Origin of the sequence: Acidovorax sp. K2F, assembly GCF_025246485.1 — a bacterium.
Classification (GTDB): domain Bacteria; phylum Pseudomonadota; class Gammaproteobacteria; order Burkholderiales; family Burkholderiaceae_C; genus Acidovorax; species Acidovorax delafieldii.
The window spans coordinates 23,955-43,629 of sequence record NZ_JAOBSQ010000025.1 but is presented as its reverse complement, the minus strand read 5'-3'; the positions used below and the strand labels follow the sequence as shown (position 1 = coordinate 43,629).

Genomic DNA, 19,675 nt, shown 5'->3' with positions numbered 1-19,675 from the left:
CACCCTGCCAATGTTGTTCAGCAGCATCTCCTTGCTCTCTGCGCCGAACATGCGCAGGGTCTGCTGGTTCACGTCAATCACCCGGATTTCGTGCATGCAACGTGTCACGAACTCGGGATGCACCCGAATGAATGTTTTGAAATCGTCAATGCCCTGCGCACGCACACCATCGAGCAGGCTCTTGACCGCGCTGAAGTCCTCCACCCACAAGGACACGGGCGAATGTTCGAACAGGTCGCGAGCGTAGCGCTCGCTGCGGCGTAGCTCCGCCCCTGCGCGCACGGTGGCCGTCACATCCTCCAGTGACACCAACACACGGCTCCAGTTGTCCTCGTAACCGGGCAGGATGCGCGCACGGATCTGCACATCCAGCCGTCGACCGTCGAGCGCGTAGTTCACGGTCTGGTTGGAAAACTCCAGTTGCCCATCCCACAACTGCGACAGCTCATGCGCCACCGCGTCGTGCATGTCGTCCCGAAACACCTTGTCCAGGTTGGCTTCCAGGACCTGCTGGCTCTCGGCGGCAAACAGATCCAGCGTGCGCTGATTCACCTTGAGCACTTTGAGGGCGGCACTGCAGGCCCGCAGGCGGGCCGGGTCCTCTGCCAGGAACTGGCGGATGTCGGTCACGCCTTCGGCGCGCCACTGCTCAAAAAGCTGCTTGAGCGCACTGTAGTCCTCCAACCAGAGCGACACTGGCGCCAGCCCGAACATGTGCTCAAAGTCCGCACCCGAAGATAAAGAAGACGACACAGCAGATTCCTCCGGCGGCCATTATTGACGAGGCGCCGTTGGCAACCGCAGCTGAAATGGCCTCCCCAATGAAAAAAGGCCAGCACCTTGCGGTACTGGCCTTTGCACTAGGGACGGCGCTAGCGCCACACAGCGATCAACAATCAGCGCGCGGGGCGTGCAGGACGCTTGCGGGCTTCGTGGGCCACAAAGGGCTTGCCACCACCACCGGCAGGCTTGGCAAATGCAGGCTTGCGAGGAGCGAAATCGCCGCGCGGTGCACCCGCATCGCCACGAGGAGCAAAGCCACCACGGCCTGTATCACCAAAACCAGGCTTGCGGCCATAACCGTCACCGTCACGACGCGGCGCAAAACCACGGTCGCCGCCACGGTCATCACGGCCAGCGAAACCGCCGCCTTCACCACGGGCAGGGGCGCCACGGTTGTCACGACCAGCAAAGCCGCCGCCAAAGCCACCACCGAATCCACCACGATCATTGCCACCACGTGCGGGACCACCGAAGCGACCGCGCGACTGGTTATCACGGTTGTCATACGAACGGCCCGGGGCGCCACGGCCACCACCAAAATCGCCACCGCGAGGTGCCTGCGGAGCGCGCTGCGAAGGCTCCATGCCCGGAATCACTTCGGCCTTGAACTGCTGGCGGCTGTACGACTCAATGTCGTAGATCTTGCGGCGATCGCGGAACTCGGCAAACGTGATGGCCAGGCCATCGCGGCCCGCACGGCCGGTACGACCGATGCGGTGGGTGTAATCCTCAGCCTTCATGGGCAGGCCGAAGTTGAACACGTGGGTGATGGTAGGCACGTCGATGCCCCGTGCTGCCACGTCAGTAGCCACCAGAATCTGCACCTGACCAGCGCGCAACGCCATCAAACGGCGGTTGCGCAGGCCCTGGCTCAGGGCGCCGTGCAACGCGACGGCCGAGAAGCCTTCTTGCTGCAGGTCGTTGGCCAAACCGTCGCACTCCACCTGGGTGCTGGCAAAGACAATGGCTTGGTTGATCGTGGTGTCGCGCAGCCAGTGGTCCAGCATCTTGCGCTTGTGCTGGGCATTGTCGGCCCAGTACAGAACTTGCTTGATGTTGGCGTGCTTCTCTTGCGGAGAATCGATGGTCACCTTCTGCACAGACGAACCACCGTCGTGCATCACACGCATGGCCAGTTGCTGGATGCGGGGCGCAAATGTGGCGCTGAACATCATGGTCTGCTTGCGCTGCACAGTCAGCTGGTTCAGTTCAGCCAGGTCATCCGAGAAGCCCAGGTCGAGCATACGGTCCGCTTCGTCAACGACCAGGAACTGCACCTTGTCGAGCTTGATTTGCATCGAGCGCTGCAGGTCCAGCAGGCGGCCAGGGGTCGCCACCACGAGGTCAGCGTTTTGCAGTTTGGCGATCTGCAACTGGTAAGGCATGCCACCCACCACGTTGGCCACACGCAGGCCACGGCAATGCTTGACCAGGTCGATGGCATCGTGCGCGACTTGCTGCGCCAGTTCACGGGTCGGGCACAGGATCAGGGCACCAGGGGTGGCAGCCTTGAAGTTGCGCGAACTGGTAGGGTCCTTGCGTTTGGCGCGCTTGGGAGCAGGTTCGCCACGGGCAGCGGCTTCGGCCACGGCGCGTTCAAAAGCGGCGCGCTCTTCGGCTTCGGCAGCAGCTTGCTGGTTGATCAGTGTGTGCAGCACAGGCAGGAGGAAGGCGGCGGTCTTGCCGCTGCCCGTCTGGCTGGAGACCATGAGGTCGATGAACTTGGTGGAGTCGTTGCCACCGCCCATCGCCAGAGGGATCGCCTTGAGCTGCACGCTGGTGGGCTGGGTGTAACCCAGATCAGCCACGGCTTGCACGAGTTCAGGGGCCAGGCCCAGCTCGATGAAGCCATTGGGCTCAGCGGTCACAGCAGCATCGGCTTCGACGGCTGATACCACGGCGTCCAGGGGAGAAGACTGCACGGAAATGTCGGCAGCAAAGGAAGTGTCTGCAGGCGCGAATTCGCCCTGCACCAAAGAGGTGTCGGTCATGATTTTTCTCTCACGAAGACGGTCGCGGGCGCAGCCCACGATTGGCTTCGTCAAATGGTTAAAAAACATCAACCATCAAACGAAACCTGCGCTGGCTCAGAGAAGGCCGGAGCGGGTGGGCGTTATTCGCCAGTCCTGCACTGTCTGGTGACAGTCGGCTGGCAAGCCCGGTGTGTGAGGGGAGATGCACAATCTGCGAGGGATTCCTGCGCAGCCAGCGATTATTGCACGATTAAGGGTTTGCCCGCAATACCCTCCTTTGCTTTTCGCCAGTGGCAATGCCTTCTCCGCCAGGAATCCAGTCCCGCGCCGTCGCAAAACACGCGCGCCAAAGGCGCGGATCTCACCAGGGCTCCCACGCCCCTCACAAAAGGGATGAGAAGCAGTGGCTCAAGACGTTTTCACATCCACGGCCAACAGGTGCTGACGGTAATGCGCCAGCTCGTCGATGGACTCGTGGACATCGGCCAAGGCCGTGTGTTTTTGCGCTTTCTTGAAGCTGGTGTATGCCTCGGGCTTCCAGCGCTTGGCCAGCTCCTTGAGCGTGCTCACATCCACATTGCGGTAGTGAAAGAACCGCTCGAGCTTGGGCATGTAACGCACCAAAAAACGCCGGTCCTGACCGATGCTGTTGCCGCACATGGGCGCAGTGCCCTTGGGCACGTACTGGGCCAGGAAAGCAAGGATCTTCTGTTCCGCTTCCTCCTCCGTCACCGTGGACGCCTTCACCTTGTCGATCAGGCCGCTGCGGCCGTGCGTGCCTTTGTTCCAGGCATCCATCTTGTTCAGCAATTCATCCGGCTGGTGAATGGCAAAAACGGGGCCTTCGACGCGGGGTTCCAGGCTCGGACCGGTCACGACCACAGCGATCTCCAGCAGGCGGTCGGTGTCGGGCTCCAAGCCGGTCATTTCACAGTCCAGCCAGACCAGGTTCTGGTCGGATTTGGCAAGCGTGGCAGGGGTGGGGTTGTTGGCTTCTGACATGGCGCGCATTGTCGCCGATGGCCTAAACTCGCCGCACATGCCCACCTCTGAAGACATTTCCCCCTCTTTGCTGTTCACCCTGGCCTTTGCAGCCGCGCTGCTGCTGGGCCTGGCCCTCAAGTTCTGGCTGGCGACGCGCCAGGTCCGGCATGTTGCACGCCATCGCGCTGCGGTCCCGGTACCGTTTGCCGAGCGCATCGCCCTGGCGGCGCACCAGAAGGCGGCCGACTACACCATCACCAAGGCCCGGCTGGGCATGCTGGAGATGGCGCTGGGCGCGGCCGTGCTGCTGGGCTGGACCTTGCTGGGCGGCCTGGACGCACTGAACCAGGCGCTGCTTGGCGTGCTGGGCGGCGGCATGTGGCAGCAGATGGCATTCCTGGTCGCCTTTGCTGCCATCAGCGGCCTGATCGACCTGCCCCTGTCGCTGTACCAGACGTTTGTTGTGGAAGAACGGTTTGGGTTCAACAAGATGACCTGGCGCCTGTGGCTGGCGGACGCCCTCAAGGGCCTGCTGGTGGGCGCCATCATCGGGCTGCCCATTGCCGCACTGATCCTCTGGCTGATGGGCGCTGCAGGCCCGCTGTGGTGGCTGTGGGCCTGGTGCTTCTGGATGGGTTTCAACCTGCTGCTGATGGTGATTTACCCCACCTTCATCGCACCGTTGTTCAACAAATTCCAGCCGCTTGAAGACGAGTCGCTCAAAGCCCGCGTGACTGCGCTGATGCAGCGTTGCGGCTTCTCGGCCAAGGGCCTGTTCGTGATGGACGGGAGCCGCCGCAGCGCACACGCCAATGCCTATTTCACAGGCTTTGGTGCCGCCAAGCGCGTGGTGTTCTACGACACCCTGCTGCGCCAGCTGGCACCTGGCGAGGTCGAAGCTGTGCTGGCCCATGAGCTGGGCCACTTCAAGCACCGCCACATCATCCAGCGCATCGTGATGATGTTTGCGCTCAGCCTGGCGGGCTTTGCGCTGCTGGGCTGGCTTTCCACACAGGTCTGGTTCTACACCGGTCTGGGTGTGCGGCCCAACATCTCGCTGGACCCGGCCATGGCCGCCGCACCCAATGATGCGCTGGCACTGCTGCTTTTCATGCTGGTCGTTCCGGTATTTACCTTCTTCATCTCGCCGCTGTTTTCGCAACAATCGCGTCGCCATGAGTTCCAGGCGGACGCGTATGCCGCGGCCCAGGCCAGCGGCGCAGACCTGTCGTCGGCCTTGCTCAAGCTGTACGAAGACAACGCCTCCACGCTCACTCCAGACCCGGTCTACGTGAAATTTTACTACTCGCATCCACCCGCCACAGAACGGCTGGCGCGCATGCAAACCCTTGCTCACCCATGACTACCATGTTGAAGAAAAAAGACTGGTCCACGCTGACCCGCCGCGCCCTGACAGCTACAGAAATAGTAGCAAACCTGGCCAAACTGGAGGGCTGGAGCCTCAGTGGCGACGGCGCCAACGTCGCCATCGAGAAGACCTACCACTTCGCCAACTACTACGAGACGATCTCGTTCGTGAACGCATTGGCGTTCATCGCCAATGCGCAAGACCACCACCCCGATCTGTCGGTGCACTACAACCGCTGCGTGGTGCGACTGAACACGCACGACGTGCATGGCATCTCCAGCACCGACTTCGAGTGCGCCACCCAGTTCGACGCACTGGTCGCACTGTGAGGCAGGCCCACCATGGCTGAACGCAGCGCCCTCATGGAAGGTACCGTGGTGGCCAGCCATGGGCGCCACTGCATGGTCGAGACCCCGGATGGGGAGCGCCGCATCTGCCACCCCCGCGGTAAAAAAAGCCAGGCCGTCGTTGGCGATCATGTGCTATGGCAGGCACCGCCGCCCGGGCAAGGCGAAGAAGGCACCATCGAAAAGGTCAAGGAACGGCGCAACCTGTTCTACCGACAGGACGAGATTCGCACCAAATCTTTCGCCGCCAACCTCGATCAGGTGCTTATCCTGATTGCGGCGGAACCGGTGTTCTCCGAAAGCCAGCTATCACGGGCACTGATTGCTGCAGAGGCGGAGGGCATCAAACCCGTCATTGCACTCAACAAGAGTGATCTGGTCGAACCCTTCGCCCGCGCATGGGAGCGACTGCTGCCGTACCGGCACATGGGCGCAGGCAAACACTATGGCGTGCTGCCGCTATCTCTGGCGCTGTCCAGCGATGTGGACCGCGCCCTGCTCATGGAACACTTGCAGGGCAAGACCACGCTGGTGCTGGGCCCGTCGGGGTCCGGCAAGAGCACGCTGATCAACCTGCTGGTGCCGGGCGCCTCGGTGCTCACCGGAGAAATCTCGCAGGCCCTGAATTCAGGCAAACACACCACCACCAGCACCCACTGGTACTGGATGGATGCGGCGCGCACCACGGCACTGATCGACTCGCCAGGGTTCCAGGAATTCGGGCTGCACCATATCGCCCCCATGCAGCTGGCGGCCTGTATGCCCGACATCGCCGAGCATGCAACGGCCTGCAAGTTCTACAACTGCACCCACCTGCATGAGCCGGGGTGCGGTGTGCTGGATGCAGTCAAAAAGGGCCAAAGCGCTGGAGGAATAAGCCCTTCTCGCTACAAAATATATAGCGATTTATTTGAAGAGCTGAGTCACACCCGGTATTGACCGGCGTATGCCAGCGGCGCCACGCGAGATGGCGCGACAGGTGAACGGGCTAGCCGAGCAACCGGGCCAGCGTCAGCAGCGCCAGCAGCAGCATCCAGACCACCACCGAGCGCCACACCAGGCCCACCACGCTACGAAGGTGGCCTACTTCAGGCTCGCGGCCGGGGGTGGAGTCGCTGTCACCCATGTCGGCATCAATCTCCAGACCCTGTGGCGCATGCAGCTCGGTGCGCGCCTTCAACGCCTCACCGCCCAGGCGCACATTGATGGCCCCTGCAGTGGCGGCAAGAACCACACCATCGTTGTCGTTGGGAAACCGCTGCGCATGAAAACGCCAGCCTTCAATCGCTTCTTCAAAACTGCCGACAACCGCAAAGCTCAGAGCCGTGAGCCGCGCAGGCAACCAGTCGATGGCAGTCCAGGCCTGGGCGGACGCCTGCTGCAAGGACTCGCTGGCGGGCAATGCGCCCGTGCGCTGCTTGTAATGCCAGTAGCGAGAGACAAATTCAGCCAGGCGATACAACACCGCCCCCGTCGGCCCCAGACCCAGCGCAGCCAGCACCGAGAACCACGCCAACACCCCAAATACATGCCGGTGCGCAGCCAGCACCGAATACTCGATCACATGGCGCACGATCTCGCTGCGCGGCAGCGCGCCCACATCCACCTGTTGCCAGTGCGCGAGGCGCTCGCGCGCCGCGTCTTCGTCACCCTCTTCCAGCGCATCGCGGATGCCGGTGAAGTGGTGGCTGAACTGCCGAAAACCCAGCGTGACATATAGCACCGCCACGCTCCAGAGCACCGCAAACGGCCAGCCGAGACCCCACAGCAGCAGCCAGTGGATGCCCAGTGTGACCAGTGCGGGAACGAGTACCGCGAGGCTCCACGCCACCCACCCGTGGTGCGATTTGCCCGCGTCGAAATTGCGGCTCACGGACAAGGCCCATGCACGCAGCCCCGCGTGGATGGGATTGCTGCGAGCCAGAGGGCGTGCCTGCTCGATCAGCAGAGCGAACAGGATGGCAAAGAAACTCATGGGGGGCAATGATACTGGCGCCAAGCCACGGGAGCACGTGATTCCGCCGAACCTCAGCAACACATCCTCCAATGAAGCGGGGACCCCACCCGCAGCCCTCAAAGCCCACATGGCCGAAGCCAGAGCCCCACGTGAGGGGTCGCGCTGCCACACACCGGGTGCGTCCGCGCGAAGCGCCTCAGGGGTGCTTCATTCAGCCATCATGAACCGGTAGAAATTGCGCAGCATGCCAGCCGTGGCGCCCCAGATGAAATGGGTCTTGTCGCCTTGCTGGTAGGGCATGGAGAACCATTCGCGGTGCACGCCATCACGGTCAAACACATGGCGGCGATGGTGAGCTGGGTCGAGCAAAAAGGCCAGCGGTACCTCAAACAGGTCGGCCACCTCATACGGGTTGGGCCGAAGCACACAGTCCGGCTGCACAAGGGCGACCACCGGGGTGATGATGAATGACGAGCCGGTCACGTAGGTGGGCAAGGTCCCCAGTACCTCGACAAATTCACGGTCCAGGCCCACCTCCTCCTGCGCTTCGCGCAAGGCGGTTTCAGCAGCACTGGCGTCTTCCGGATCAGCCCGCCCGCCCGGGAAGGCCACCTGCCCGGAATGGGTGGACAGATGTGCGGTGCGCTCCGTCAACAGCACCATGGGTTGCTCGCGCAACACGATCGCCAGCAACACGGACGCGTGGGCTGGCTCGCGGTTCATGAACTTCTTTTCCAGCACCACCTCCGGCTCCCACCGGGGTGGCTGTGCAAAACGCGCACGCAGCGCATCGGGCGTCTGCACAGCCAGGGGCACGGCGGGCAGGTGCGCATCCACCCCGACCACCGGCACCGTGCGAGGGTCAAAGTCGGGCAGGCTCGACAGAGGCGCAATGACCGAGGAGACAGCAGGAGGAGAAGAAGGGTTCACAAAAAGCAGGTTCCACGGACCAAAAAAAAGCCGCTACAGGCAGATGCTGTAGCGGCTTGTCAGGACAGGCCCTCGCCTTGCTTGAATTAAGCGGCGGTAGCAGCAGCCTTGACGCGCGAAGGCAGCTTTTCCTTGATACGCGCCGACTTGCCGCTGCGGTCACGCAGGTAATACAGCTTGGCACGGCGCACATCACCGCGGCGCTTGACTTCGATGCTGGCAATCAGCGGGCTGTAGGTCTGGAACGTACGCTCCACGCCTTCGCCGCTGGAGATCTTGCGCACGGTGAAGCCGCTGTTCAGGCCACGATTGCGCTTGGCAATCACCACGCCTTCGTAAGCCTGCACGCGCTTGCGGGTACCTTCCACCACGTTCACGCTCACGATGACGGTGTCACCAGGGGCGAATTCGGGGATGGTCTTGTTCAAGCGGGCAATTTCTTCCGCTTCCAGGGTCTGGATCAGGTTCATGTGAGTTTCCTAGTGATCTTGTCCGCGCCAAAAATGGCTGCGTCGGGATTGACGTCTCAGTGTTTTGCGGGAGAACTCCCAGTCAAAACGGCCGGCCAGAGGATCGAAAAGCCTTTGATTATAGCAATTCAGCCGAGCTTGGCCAATACGGCTTCATCGGCGGGTGCCAAACGCCCCGCTTTGCGCGCGGCATCAATGAGATCAGGCCGGTGGCGGGCCGTGGTGGCCAGGCGCTGATCACGCCGCCAGCGCTCGATCTGCGCATGGTGACCCGACATGAGGGCCGCTGGCACCTGCTGCCCTGCCCACTCTTCGGGCCGCGTGTAATGCGGGCAGTCCAGCAAGCCATCGAGCGCGGGATTGAAGCTGTCGAGCTGGTGGCTGCCCTCATCGTTGAGCACCCCGGGCTGCAGGCGCGCCACGGCGTCCAGCAGCGCCATGGCAGCAATCTCGCCGCCCGAGAGCACGAAGTCGCCCAGGCTCATCTGAACATTCACATGGGTGTCAATGAACCGCTGGTCTATGCCTTCATAGCGTCCACACAGCAACACGGCCCCCTCGCTGGCAGACCAGCGCTCCACGGCGGCGTGGTTCAGCGACTCGCCAATGGGGGAAAAAAGAACCAGCGGCGCCTCGCCGCCCTCGGGCTCACCACGCTCTGCCCGGATGGCCGCAAGGCACCGCGCCAGGGGCTCGGCCATCATCACCATGCCCGGGCCACCGCCAAACGGGCGGTCATCCACCCGGCGGTAGTTGCCGTCGGCGTAGTCGCGCGGGTTCCACAGGCGCACATCGACCTGGCCACTGGCATAGGCGCGCCGGGTCACACCGCTCGCCAGGAAGGGCGCGAACAGCTCGGGAAAGAGGGTGATGATGTCAAAGCGCATAGGGCGCGGCTCGTGACGGCGCGGTCAGTAGTCGGGCTGCCAGTCCACAGTGATGCGTTTTTCAGCCAGATCCACCTTGTCCACGAAAGCCGAGACAAACGGAATCATGCGCTCCTGTGCCTTGCCGTCCTGCTCATAGGCCAGCACCAGCACGGTCTGGGGACCGGTGGACATCAACTCGCGCACCTCGCCCAGCGCCACACCTTCACGGTTGAAGACCGACAGACCGATCAGATCGACCCAGTAGTACTCGTCTTCGGAGGTGGATGGAAAACTGGATCGCGGCACAAAAATCCGCGCACCGCGCAACGCCTCTGCACCATTGCGGTCATCAATGCCCTGCGCCCAGGCCACCACGGAGTCCGAATGATCCTTGGCCTGGCGGATGGGCAGAAGCACGGTGCCGCTGAAGGTCTTGGCACCACGCTCGGAGGGCTGCAAATACCAGCGTTTGGACGAAAAAAGCGCCTCGGGATTGCTGCTGTGCGACAGCACCTTGAACCAGCCCTTGATGCCCCAGGCATCTGCGATGCGCCCCACTTCAACGGCGTCGGCAGGCAGTTCTGCGGGTTCGAGGGTCAACGGTGTGGTGGCCATGGCAGTGAGTCCAGAATGAGAAAAGGGCGGGTTCCGCCAGACCAGCCGACGGAACCCGCCCTTTTCAGGGAGCTTTAAGCAGCCTTCTTGGCGGCTTGCTTGATCAGGCGGTCCACCGTGGGGGAGGACTGGGCGCCAACGCCCACCCAGTAAGCCAGACGGTCTTGCACGATGCGCAGGCCTTCTTCAGATTCCTTGGCGGTGGGGTTGTAGAAGCCGATGCGCTCGATGAAGCGGCCATCACGGCGCACGCGCTTGTCAGCAACGACGATGTTGAAGAAAGGACGGCCCTTGGAGCCGCCGCGGGAGAGTCGAATGACGACCATGATTTATCCTTCGGGTGGTGAACTCCGGCAACATTTGCCGTAAGCCACAGTGTTCGCAACCATATTCGCAACGCTTGAGACACGCGACATGGCCACCCGGCCAGCGACACGCTGCAAAGCCTGCGATTATATCCATTTCCCCAAAATGCCCTCTATCCGCCCCAGCACTGACAGCGATATTCCTGCCATCACGGCCATTTACCAACACCATGTGCTCCACGGCACGGGCACCTTCGAGATAGATCCCCCCTCCGAAGCCGACATGGCAAGCCGCCGCGCTGACGTGCTGGCGCGTGGCCTGCCCTGGCTGGTTGCGGAGAAAGACGGTCAAGTGCTGGGCTTTGCCTATGCCAACTGGTTCAAGCCCCGCCCGGCCTACCGCTTCTCGGCCGAAGACTCGATCTACGTGGCCGACCAAGCCCGCGGCATGGGCCTGGGCCGCAAGCTGCTGGCCGAGCTGGCGGTACAGGCCGAAGCGGCTGGCGTGCGCAAGCTGCTGGCGGTGATTGGAGACTCTGCCAACGCAGGCTCGATCGGCGTGCACCGGGCCCTGGGCTTCACCGATGTGGGCATCATGCGCTCGGTGGGCTGGAAGTTCGGCGCCTGGCGCGACATCGTGCTCATGGAAAAGACGCTGGGCGCGGGCGACACCACCTCTCCCGAATAGCGCGGCACCCATGAAAAACAAAACCGTAGCCGCCTGGCTCGCCTTCATCGGAGGACCCCTGGGCCTGCACCGCTTTTACCTTCATGGCCTGTCCGACATGCTCGGCTGGTTGTTGCCCATCCCCACGGCGCTGGGCATCTATGGCATTCAGCGGGTGCAGCAACTCGGCCAGGACGACCACTACAGCTGGGTACTGATACCGCTGCTGGGCTTCACGATTGCCGCCTGTGCGCTGCGTGCCATCCTGTACGCGCTGATGACACCCGAGGCATGGAATGCGCGCTACAACCCCAGCGCCGCACCGGACGCCGCGCCGGGCAGGACGCAATGGATCACCGTGGGCGCCATCGTGGTGTCCCTGCTGATCGGGACAACCGTACTGATGGCCAGCCTGGCATTCAGTTTCCAGCGGTACTTTGAGTACCAGATCGAGGAAGCGCGCAAGATCTCGCAGTGATCCGCTGGCAGGCGCCAATGCAAACGCCCCATCAAATTCACACTCAATGGGGCGTATGCGCTAGTGTTGATTGCCTTGAATGCTATCTATTCAATAGCATTCACGGCAACTCCGCCATCAGAACAGCTGCAGGCTGATCCAGTAGGCGACGGCGGCCACAAAGGCGCTCGCCGGGATGGTCAGAATCCACGCCCAGATGATGTTGCCGGCAACGCCCCAGCGCACGGCGCTGGCGCGCTGGGTGGAGCCTACACCGACGATGGCGCCCGTGATGGTGTGCGTGGTGGACACCGGAATGCCCAGCGTGGTGGCCAGGAACAAGGTCAGCGCCCCGCCCGTTTCGGCGCAGAAACCGCCCACCGGCTTGAGCTTGGTGATCTTCTGGCCCATGGTTTTGACGATGCGCCAGCCGCCAAACATGGTGCCCAGGCCGATGGCCACGTAGCAGCTGATGATGGCCCAGGTGGGTGGCGAGGCGTCAGACGCCGACGAATACCCCGTGGCAATCAGCAGCAGCCAGATGATGCCGATGGTCTTTTGCGCATCATTGCCGCCGTGCCCCAAGCTGTAGGCGCCGGCAGATACCAGCTGCAACCGGCGGAACCACTTGTCCACCTTGCTCGGGCGCGTGCGCCTGAAGATCCAGGCCACGGCCACCATCATGAGCGAGCCCAGCGCAAAACCTAGCAGCGGCGAGACAAAGATGAACGCCACGGTCTTAAGGATGCCCGCCGAGATCAGCGCGCCCGCGCCAGCCTTGGCAATCACAGCGCCCACAATGCCGCCGATGAGGGCGTGCGAGGAGCTGCTGGGGATGCCGTAGTACCAGGTGATCACGTTCCAGGTGATCGCGCCCACCAGGGCGCCAAACACCACGTGCGTGTCCACAATGCCGGGCTGCACGATGCCCTTGCCCACCGTCGCTGCCACGCTCAGGTGAAAGACAAAAATCGCCACAAAGTTGAAGAAGGCGGCAAACAGCACCGCCTGCGCGGGCTTGAGCACGCCGGTGGAGACCACCGTGGCGATCGAATTGGCCGCGTCATGGAACCCGTTCATGAAGTCGAACAGGATTGCCAGGGCCACAAGCAGAACCACAACCCAGAGGGCCGTCTGTACGGTTTCCATACTGGTCAGCCTGCGCGGATCAGGAGTTCTCGAGGACGATGCCCTCGATGCAGTTGGCCACGTCCTCGCACTTGTCGGTGATCGTCTCCAGCAGTTCGTAGATGGCCTTGAGCTTGATCACCTCGCGGACATCGGGCTCCTCGCGGAACAGCTTGCTCATGGCGCTGCGCATCACGCGGTCGGCGTCGGATTCGAGCTTGTCGATCTCCTCGCAGGTCTTGAGCGCGGCCTCGGCAACGGCCGGGTCGGCGATCTTGTCGAGCAGCTTGACGGCATCGCGCAGGCGCTCGCAGCACTTGAGGCTCAGGTCCGTGAGGCGGGTGATTTCTTCCGTCATGTGCCGCACGTCGTACAGCGCCATGGTTTCAGCCGAGTCCTGGATCAGGTCGGCCACATCGTCCATGGTGTTGATCAGCGTGTGGATCTGCTCACGGTCGATGGGGGTGATGAAGGTCTTGTGGATGGCCTTGTTCACCTCGTGCGTCACACGGTCGGCGGCACGCTCGGCGTTGTCCACGTCTTGGTTGTACTTGTCGCGCAGGTGCGGGTCGCTGTAGTTGGCCACCAGTTGCGAGAAGGCCCGGGCCGCCTCGACGATGCGGTCCGCATGCTGGTTGAACATTTCGAAAAAATTGCCTTCGCGTGGCAACAGCTTGGCAAACAGCATGGAGACTCCTGGATCGGGAACGAATAGTGAGAAAAGGCCGCGCCATGACAAAACCATGACGCTTTCGTGACCCGGCGAGTTTAACCGTGCGCCCTGCAGGGACTGATGCCACTGCCTCATGCAGTCATGCGCACGGTGCCGAGGGCGGCGACACGCTGGCCGTTCAGGCTTTGTGTCTTCAGGCGCCCCGAAAGATGAAATACACCGCCCCCACCAGGCACAACCCCGCCCAGAGGTAGTCCCACTTCAGGGGTTGCCCCATGTAGAACACGGCGAAGGGCACAAACACGCCCAGCGTGATGACCTCTTGCATGATCTTGAGCTGCCCCACGTTGAACTGGGTGAAGCCAATGCGGTTGGCCGGCACCTGCAACAGGTATTCAAACAGCGCGATACCCCAGCTGACGAGGGCCGCGACATACCACGGCGAAGACGCCAGGTTCTTCAGGTGGCCGTACCACGCAAAGGTCATGAAGATATTGCTGGCAGTGAGCAGCAATACCGTTTGCAAAGAAATAGGCAGGGATTGGAGCGCGTTCATGGTGGAGCGGCAGGCTGGGGAAGTGAACGAAGCGGCCGATTATGAACAAAACCGATCGATTGCGCTGGTGTTACATACCTTGTCAGCTATATTTTTAATAGCAAATTACTGCAACACCACCCCCACCAACAGACACAAAAAAAGGCACTCCCGAGGGAGTGCCTTGCTGGACAGCCGCCGCACCACACCAGCGGCGCGCAGGCTTGCGGTCGCTTATTCGCCCAGGTAGGCAGCGCGCACCTTGGGGTCGTTGAGCAACTGCTGGCCAGGGCCCGACATGGTGATCAGGCCAGACTCCATCACGTAGCCGCGGTCGGCAATCGCCAGCGCGCGGCTGGCGTTCTGCTCGACCAGCACGATGGTCACGCCCAGCGCGTACACGTCGCGCACCACCTCAAAGATCTTGTCCACCATGATGGGGGACAGGCCCATCGAGGGCTCGTCCAGCAGCAGCACCTTGGGCTGGCTCATCAGCGCTCGGCCCATCGCCAGCATCTGCTGCTCACCGCCCGACATGGTGCCGGCCAGCTGGTCCTTGCGCTCGCGCAGGCGCGGGAAAATGGTGAACATCTTCTCGATGTCAGCCAGGATGCCGGCCTTGTCGGAGCGCGTGTAGGCGCCCATTTGCAGGTTTTCGGTGATGGTCATGCGCGCAAACACGCCACGGCCTTCCGGCACCATCACCAGGCCCTTCTTCACTAGGTCCCAGGCGCCCTTGCCCTTGATGCTTTCGCCCAGGTACTCGATGTCGCCGTCGTTCATGGCCAGGGTGCCAGTGATGGCCTTCATGGTGGTGGTCTTGCCCGCACCGTTGGAGCCGATCAGCGAGACCAGCTCGCCTTCACGCACTTCGAAGTCCACGCCCTTCACGGCCTGGATACCGCCGTAGGCCACTTTCAGGCCCTTGACCTGCAGCAGTACCTTGTTGGATTTTTCGGCCATTCTCAATGTCCTCCGGTGCCCAGATAGGCCTCAATCACTTTTTCGTTCTTCTGCACTTCGGCAGGGTTGCCTTCGGCGATCTGCTTGCCATAGTCGAGCACCGTCACACGGTCGCACAGGCCCATCACCAGCTTCACGTCGTGCTCGATGAGCAAGATGGTGCGGTTGTCTTTGCGGATGCGGTCGATCAGCTCGCGCAGCAGCACCTTCTCGGTGGCGTTCATGCCGGCGGCGGGCTCGTCCAGCGCAATCAGTTGCGGATCGGTGGCCAGGGCCCGGGCGATCTCCAGGCGGCGCTGGTCGCCATAGCTCAAAGTGCGCGCCTTGTAGTCGGCAAACTTGCCAATGCCCACGTAGTCGAGCAGTTCCTGTGCGCGCTTGGCGATGGCCAGCTCTTCTTCCTTGAAGCCCTTGGTGCGCAGCACAGCGCCCAGCAGGCCAGACTTGGTACGGATGTGGCGGCCCACCATCACGTTTTCCAGTGCCGTCATTTCTGCAAACAGGCGGATGTTCTGGAAGGTGCGCGCAATGCCTGCCTTGGCCACTTCGTGCACGGCCGTCGGCTCGTAAGGCTTGCCAGCCAGTTCAAAGGTACCGCTGTCGGGGGTGTACAGGCCGGTGATCACGTTGAAGAACGTGGTCTTGCCTGCGCCGTTCGGGCCAATCAGGCCATACACCTGGCCTCGCTCAATGGTGATGCCCACGTCGGAGAGGGCTTGCAGGCCGCCGAAGCGCTTGGAAATGCCCGCAACCCGCAGCACCACGTCGCTGGCTGATTTCTGAATGTTCTCTGCCATGTTCTAACTTTCTGCGGTGTTCAGGTCTTCTGCGTGAGGCTCTTGCCATGGTCGGGCGCAGGCCACAGACCACGGGGACGCATCAGCATGATGATGATCATGGCCAGCGCGATCAGCAGCTGGCGCAGGATGGCGGAGTCCAGGCGACCGTCCGTCATGGCCTGCAGAGGGCCTGCCACATAGCGCAGCACTTCGGGCAGGGCCGACAGCAGCACGGCGCCCAGGATCACGCCAGGAATGTGGCCGATACCGCCCAGCACCACCATGGCGACGATCATGACCGACTCCATCAGGCTGAACGACTCGGGCGACACAAAGCCCTGGAACGCACCGAACATCGCACCCGACACGCCGCCGAACGAAGCCCCCATGCCGAAGGCCAGCAGCTTCATGTTGCGGGTGTTGATGCCCATCGCCTTGGCAGCGATTTCATCTTCACGGATGGCCATCCAGGCGCGGCCGATACGCGAGTCCTGCAGGCGGTAGCAGATGATGATGGACACCACCACCAGGGTCAGGAACAGGTAGTAGTACAGGGTGACGGAATTGATGTCGAAACCGAACACCTCCAGTCGCTTGCCCAGGTCCAGGCCAAAGATCTTGACCGAGTCGATCTGGCCCAGGCCCTTGGGGCCGTTGGTCAGGTTGACCGGGTGGTCCAGGTTGTTCAGGAAGATGCGGATGATTTCGCCGAAGCCCAGCGTCACGATGGCCAGGTAGTCACCGCGCAGCTTCAGCGTGGGCGCCCCCAGCATGGCGCCAAAGAACGCCGCTAACAACGCCGCCACCGGTATCACGATCCACAGCGAGGTATGCAGCCCGTTGGGGAACATGGCGGCAAACGCCGCAAAGTTGTCCGCCAGGTGCGGCGAAGCCATCAAGGCAAACAGGTAGGCGCCCACGGCGTAGAACGCCACGTAGCCCAGGTCCAGCAGGCCGGCGTAGCCCACCACGATGTTCAGGCCCAGGGCCAGCAGCACGTACAGCAGGGCCAGGTCGGCGATACGCACCCAGGCGTTGCCGAAGGATTGCAGAATCAGCGGCAGCACCAGCAGCGCGACGGCGCCGATGATCCAATTGGTTTTGGTGTTCTTCATGGTGTGAGGCTCCTCAGGCGCGATCGGCCACACGCTCACCCAACAGGCCCGAGGGGCGCAGCGTCAGGATGATGATGAGCACGATGAACGCAAAGATGTCGGTGTAGTGGCTGCCCAGCAAACCGCCCGTGAGCGTGCCGATGTAGCCGGAGCCGATGGCTTCGATGAGGCCCAGCAGGATGCCGCCCACCACCGCACCGGCCAGATTGCCGATACCGCCGAACACCGCCGCCGTGAAGGCCTTGAGCCCCGGCAGGAAGCCCATGGTGTGCTGCGCCGTGCCGTAGTTGGAGGCATACATGATGCCGGCGATGGCCGCCAAGATGGCGCCGATGATGAAGGTGGCCGAGATCACCATGTCGGGCTTCACGCCCATCAGGGAGGCCACGCGGGGGTTCTCCGCCGTGGCGCGCATGGCGCGGCCCAGGTTGGTGTGGTTGACCAGATAGACCAGCGAAGCCAGGGCAACCGCCGTCACCCCCAGGATCAGGATCTGGGTGGGAGTGATGTAGGCACCCCCCAACTGGAACGGCGTGCTGGGCAGCAGCGTGGGATAGGGCTTGTAGTTGGGCTTCCAGATGATCATGGCCAGCGTCTGCAGCAGGATCGACATGCCGATGGCAGTGATCAGGGGGGCAAGACGGGGGCTGGTGCGCAGTGGCTTGTAGGCCACCTTTTCGATCACGAAGTTGAGCGTGGCAGCGACCACGCAGGCGATGAGCGTGGCCAGCAGCAGGATGACCCAACCCGGCGCGCCGGGCATGGCAGCCTGCATCATTCCAATACAGCTCCAGCTGGTGAGGGCGCCGATCATGAGCACCTCGCCATGGGCGAAATTGATGAGTTGAATAATGCCGTACACCATCGTGTAGCCCAAGGCTATCAAGGCGTACATGCTGCCGAGTACCAGACCGTTGATGATCTGTTGCAGCAAAATGTCCATAAGAGAAGTCCTTCGTTTGTGACGTACCCACCGCTTTGGCACCGGAATCGGTACAGCCTTGTGGGCCCGACTGCCATCTAGCAAAAAACCCGCCAGGAATGCAGCTGTGCGGGTTTGTGGACGGGATTGTAGCGAGTAGTCACAACCGCCCCAATCCAAGCCGGGCGGGGTTTTCCCTCGGGTTTTGGTCACATCAGCGCGCCACGCACTGCATAAGGAATTTTGATGCACGCAAGATAATTGATGTGCAAACTTATTACCTTGATCATGCAGAATCGGCATAAAGCAGGCTGCGCAGCACCTTGGGCCTGCCGCAGGACATGCGCGGCCACCTCGCCCCACCGACCAGCCCCCACCCCCGCGATCAGGAGGCGGTATCTGAATCCTGGAGGCCTGGCGTGGCTGCTGCGGCATTGCGTTCGCGCAGCTCACGCAGCTTCAGGGCAATCTTGATTTCGAGGCCCCGCTCCACGGGCTGGTAGAAGCCGGGCTCTGGCATGCCTTCGGGCAGATAGTTCTCCCCCGCCGCAAAGCCACCCTCTTCATCGTGGGCGTAGCGGTAGCCCTTGCCGTAGTCGAGCTCTTTCATCAACTTGGTGGGCGCATTGCGCAGGTGCATGGGCACCGGGCGTGTGCCATCCTGTTTGACCCAGGCCCGCGCCGCGTTGTAGGCCTTGTAGACCGCGTTGGACTTGGGCGCCACCGCCAGGTACACCACGCATTCGGCCAGCGCCAGCTCGCCCTCAGGGCTGCCCAGGCGCTCGTACACCTCGCTCGCGTCCAGTGCCAGACGCAATGCGCGCGGGTCAGCCAGGCCCACGTCCTCGGCTGCCATGCGCACCAGCCGGCGCGCCATGTAGCGGGGGTCAGCACCGCCGTCGAGCATGCGCACCAGCCAGTACAACGCAGCGTCGGGGTCAGAGCCCCGCACCGATTTGTGCAACGCGCTGATGGTGTCGTAGAACTGCTCGCCGCCCTTGTCGTAGCGGCGCATGCGCTCGCCCAGCACCTTGAGCAGCCAGGCATCGGTGATCTCGGAAAGCTTCTCCTGCGCAGCCGCCATGGCCAGGGTTTCGAGCGTGTTGAGCAGGCGGCGCGCGTCGCCATCGGCATAGGCCACCAGGCGGTCGATTGCTACACCTTCGATAGCAGGCAGCGCATCTTCCTCCTGCGCCAGGGCCACAATCTGCTTCAAATCTTGCTCAGACAGCGGCTGCAGCACGTAGACCGCCGCTCGCGACAGCAGCGCGGAATTCACCTCAAACGAAGGGTTCTCGGTGGTGGCGCCAATGAAGGTGAACAGGCCTGATTCAACGTGTGGCAAGAACGCGTCTTGCTGACTCTTGTTGAAGCGGTGCACCTCGTCCACAAACACGATGGTGCGCTGCTGCATCAACCCATCGCGCGCGGCCTGGGCCTGCTCCACCGCCTCGCGAATGTCCTTGACCCCGCCCAACACGGCGCTGATGCTGATGAACTGCGCATCGAACGCATCAGCCATCAGGCGCGCAATGGTGGTCTTGCCCACTCCAGGGGGGCCCCACAGGATGCAGCTGTGCGGCCGGCCTGACTCGAAGGCCAGGCGCAGCGGCATGCCCGGGCCCAGCACGTGCTGCTGCCCAATCACCTCGCCCAGCGTGCGGGGCCGCAGACGTTCTGCCAGGGGCTGGTGGGTGGAGGGGTGTGCCGGAGAAGGGGCGGAGGCACCGCGTGCTGCCATGTTCGTATCCTGTCTACAGTACGCTGATTTTCAAGCCAAATTGGGTTCTAGCGCCCAAAAATCATGCGTTGGCAGCTATTATTTCAAGAGCAG

22 protein-coding genes are annotated in these 19,675 nt (G+C 62.5%); 5 read left to right on the top strand and 17 right to left on the bottom strand.

Annotated elements, in window-relative coordinates; genetic code table 11:
* From N4G42_RS07300 to orn, 3 genes are all read right to left on the bottom strand, one after another.
* Nucleotides 1–753 (bottom strand): PAS domain-containing protein (locus N4G42_RS07300; RefSeq protein WP_260666707.1); only part of this gene is annotated, 753 nt, incomplete at its 3' end.
* Nucleotides 754–896: 143 nt separating this feature from the next.
* A complete protein-coding gene (locus N4G42_RS07295; protein ID WP_260666706.1) occupies nt 897–2,774 on the bottom strand; it encodes a DEAD/DEAH box helicase in 1,878 nt (625 codons plus the stop codon).
* A gap of 390 nt (nt 2,775–3,164) precedes the next feature.
* Nucleotides 3,165–3,758 (bottom strand): oligoribonuclease, encoded by a 594-nt coding sequence (gene orn / locus N4G42_RS07290; protein WP_056062110.1) that lies wholly within the window; start codon nt 3,756–3,758, stop codon nt 3,165–3,167.
* Nucleotides 3,759–3,795: 37 nt separating this feature from the next.
* On the opposite strand from orn, the gene N4G42_RS07285 reads away from it, so the two are divergent.
* From N4G42_RS07285 to rsgA, 3 genes are read left to right on the top strand one after another with little or no spacing between them, the layout of a single operon-like run.
* Nucleotides 3,796–5,103 (top strand): M48 family metallopeptidase, encoded by a 1,308-nt coding sequence (locus tag N4G42_RS07285; protein ID WP_260666705.1) that lies wholly within the window; start codon nt 3,796–3,798, stop codon nt 5,101–5,103.
* Nucleotides 5,100–5,438, top strand: a complete 339-nt coding sequence (locus N4G42_RS07280) for a 4a-hydroxytetrahydrobiopterin dehydratase (protein ID WP_056747489.1) — start codon at nt 5,100–5,102, stop codon at nt 5,436–5,438. Before N4G42_RS07285 ends, N4G42_RS07280 begins: the two co-directional genes overlap by 4 nt.
* A gap of 12 nt (nt 5,439–5,450) precedes the next feature.
* Nucleotides 5,451–6,395 carry a ribosome small subunit-dependent GTPase A gene (gene rsgA, locus N4G42_RS07275; RefSeq protein ID WP_108498109.1) on the top strand — a complete coding sequence of 315 codons (945 nt, stop codon included), beginning with the start codon at nt 5,451–5,453 and terminating at the stop codon, nt 6,393–6,395.
* Nucleotides 6,396–6,444: 49 nt separating this feature from the next.
* On the opposite strand, the gene N4G42_RS07270 is transcribed toward rsgA, so the two are convergent.
* The 6 genes from N4G42_RS07270 to rpsP all read right to left on the bottom strand — a co-directional run bounded on the left by N4G42_RS07270 (nt 6,445) and on the right by rpsP (nt 10,623).
* On the bottom strand, nt 6,445–7,431 hold the full coding sequence (locus N4G42_RS07270; RefSeq protein ID WP_056747487.1) for a CobD/CbiB family protein: 987 nt from the start codon (nt 7,429–7,431) through the stop codon (nt 6,445–6,447).
* A 189-nt stretch (nt 7,432–7,620) separates the two neighbouring features.
* Complete coding sequence (locus N4G42_RS07265) at nt 7,621–8,343, bottom strand: CoA pyrophosphatase (RefSeq protein ID WP_260666704.1); 723 nt, start codon at nt 8,341–8,343, stop codon at nt 7,621–7,623.
* An 86-nt stretch (nt 8,344–8,429) separates the two neighbouring features.
* Nucleotides 8,430–8,813, bottom strand: a complete 384-nt coding sequence (gene rplS / locus N4G42_RS07260) for a 50S ribosomal protein L19 (protein WP_056061081.1) — start codon at nt 8,811–8,813, stop codon at nt 8,430–8,432.
* Between the two features lie 128 nt (nt 8,814–8,941).
* Nucleotides 8,942–9,700 (bottom strand): tRNA (guanosine(37)-N1)-methyltransferase TrmD, encoded by a 759-nt coding sequence (trmD, locus tag N4G42_RS07255; RefSeq protein WP_056747486.1) that lies wholly within the window; start codon nt 9,698–9,700, stop codon nt 8,942–8,944.
* Between the two features lie 24 nt (nt 9,701–9,724).
* Nucleotides 9,725–10,297: a ribosome maturation factor RimM gene (gene rimM, locus N4G42_RS07250; RefSeq protein WP_116749217.1), complete on the bottom strand. Its 573-nt coding sequence runs from the start codon at nt 10,295–10,297 to the stop codon at nt 9,725–9,727.
* 74 nt (nt 10,298–10,371) lie between these two features.
* Nucleotides 10,372–10,623 carry a 30S ribosomal protein S16 gene (gene rpsP, locus N4G42_RS07245; protein ID WP_015013104.1) on the bottom strand — a complete coding sequence of 84 codons (252 nt, stop codon included), beginning with the start codon at nt 10,621–10,623 and terminating at the stop codon, nt 10,372–10,374.
* 145 nt (nt 10,624–10,768) lie between these two features.
* On the opposite strand from rpsP, the gene N4G42_RS07240 reads away from it, so the two are divergent.
* Both N4G42_RS07240 and N4G42_RS07235 read left to right on the top strand, forming a co-directional pair.
* Nucleotides 10,769–11,290 carry a GNAT family N-acetyltransferase gene (locus N4G42_RS07240; RefSeq protein ID WP_056061071.1) on the top strand — a complete coding sequence of 174 codons (522 nt, stop codon included), beginning with the start codon at nt 10,769–10,771 and terminating at the stop codon, nt 11,288–11,290.
* A 10-nt stretch (nt 11,291–11,300) separates the two neighbouring features.
* Nucleotides 11,301–11,747, top strand: coding sequence for a TM2 domain-containing protein (locus N4G42_RS07235; RefSeq protein WP_260666701.1), 447 nt, complete (start codon nt 11,301–11,303; stop codon nt 11,745–11,747).
* A 117-nt stretch (nt 11,748–11,864) separates the two neighbouring features.
* Here the strand turns inward: N4G42_RS07235 and N4G42_RS07230 are convergent, their stop codons facing one another.
* The 8 genes from N4G42_RS07230 to N4G42_RS07195 form a co-directional block, all read right to left on the bottom strand.
* Nucleotides 11,865–12,875 carry an inorganic phosphate transporter gene (locus N4G42_RS07230; protein ID WP_056747483.1) on the bottom strand — a complete coding sequence of 337 codons (1,011 nt, stop codon included), beginning with the start codon at nt 12,873–12,875 and terminating at the stop codon, nt 11,865–11,867.
* A gap of 19 nt (nt 12,876–12,894) precedes the next feature.
* The gene (locus N4G42_RS07225) at nt 12,895–13,542 is read right to left on the bottom strand and encodes a DUF47 domain-containing protein (RefSeq protein WP_055403060.1); all 648 of its coding nucleotides are present in this window, start codon (nt 13,540–13,542) and stop codon (nt 12,895–12,897) included.
* Between the two features lie 178 nt (nt 13,543–13,720).
* Entirely contained in the window at nt 13,721–14,083 is a 363-nt protein-coding gene (locus tag N4G42_RS07220; protein ID WP_015013099.1) for a DMT family protein, read from the bottom strand.
* Nucleotides 14,084–14,296: 213 nt separating this feature from the next.
* Nucleotides 14,297–15,025, bottom strand: a complete 729-nt coding sequence (locus N4G42_RS07215) for an ABC transporter ATP-binding protein (RefSeq protein WP_056061060.1) — start codon at nt 15,023–15,025, stop codon at nt 14,297–14,299.
* A gap of 2 nt (nt 15,026–15,027) precedes the next feature.
* Nucleotides 15,028–15,822 (bottom strand): ABC transporter ATP-binding protein, encoded by a 795-nt coding sequence (locus N4G42_RS07210; protein WP_056061058.1) that lies wholly within the window; start codon nt 15,820–15,822, stop codon nt 15,028–15,030.
* A 20-nt stretch (nt 15,823–15,842) separates the two neighbouring features.
* Nucleotides 15,843–16,919 (bottom strand): ABC transporter permease subunit, encoded by a 1,077-nt coding sequence (locus tag N4G42_RS07205; protein WP_056061055.1) that lies wholly within the window; start codon nt 16,917–16,919, stop codon nt 15,843–15,845.
* A 13-nt stretch (nt 16,920–16,932) separates the two neighbouring features.
* Nucleotides 16,933–17,862: a branched-chain amino acid ABC transporter permease gene (locus tag N4G42_RS07200; RefSeq protein WP_056061051.1), complete on the bottom strand. Its 930-nt coding sequence runs from the start codon at nt 17,860–17,862 to the stop codon at nt 16,933–16,935.
* Between the two features lie 364 nt (nt 17,863–18,226).
* Nucleotides 18,227–19,582, bottom strand: coding sequence for a replication-associated recombination protein A (locus tag N4G42_RS07195; RefSeq protein WP_260666700.1), 1,356 nt, complete (start codon nt 19,580–19,582; stop codon nt 18,227–18,229).
* Nucleotides 19,583–19,675: the final 93 nt, after the last annotated feature.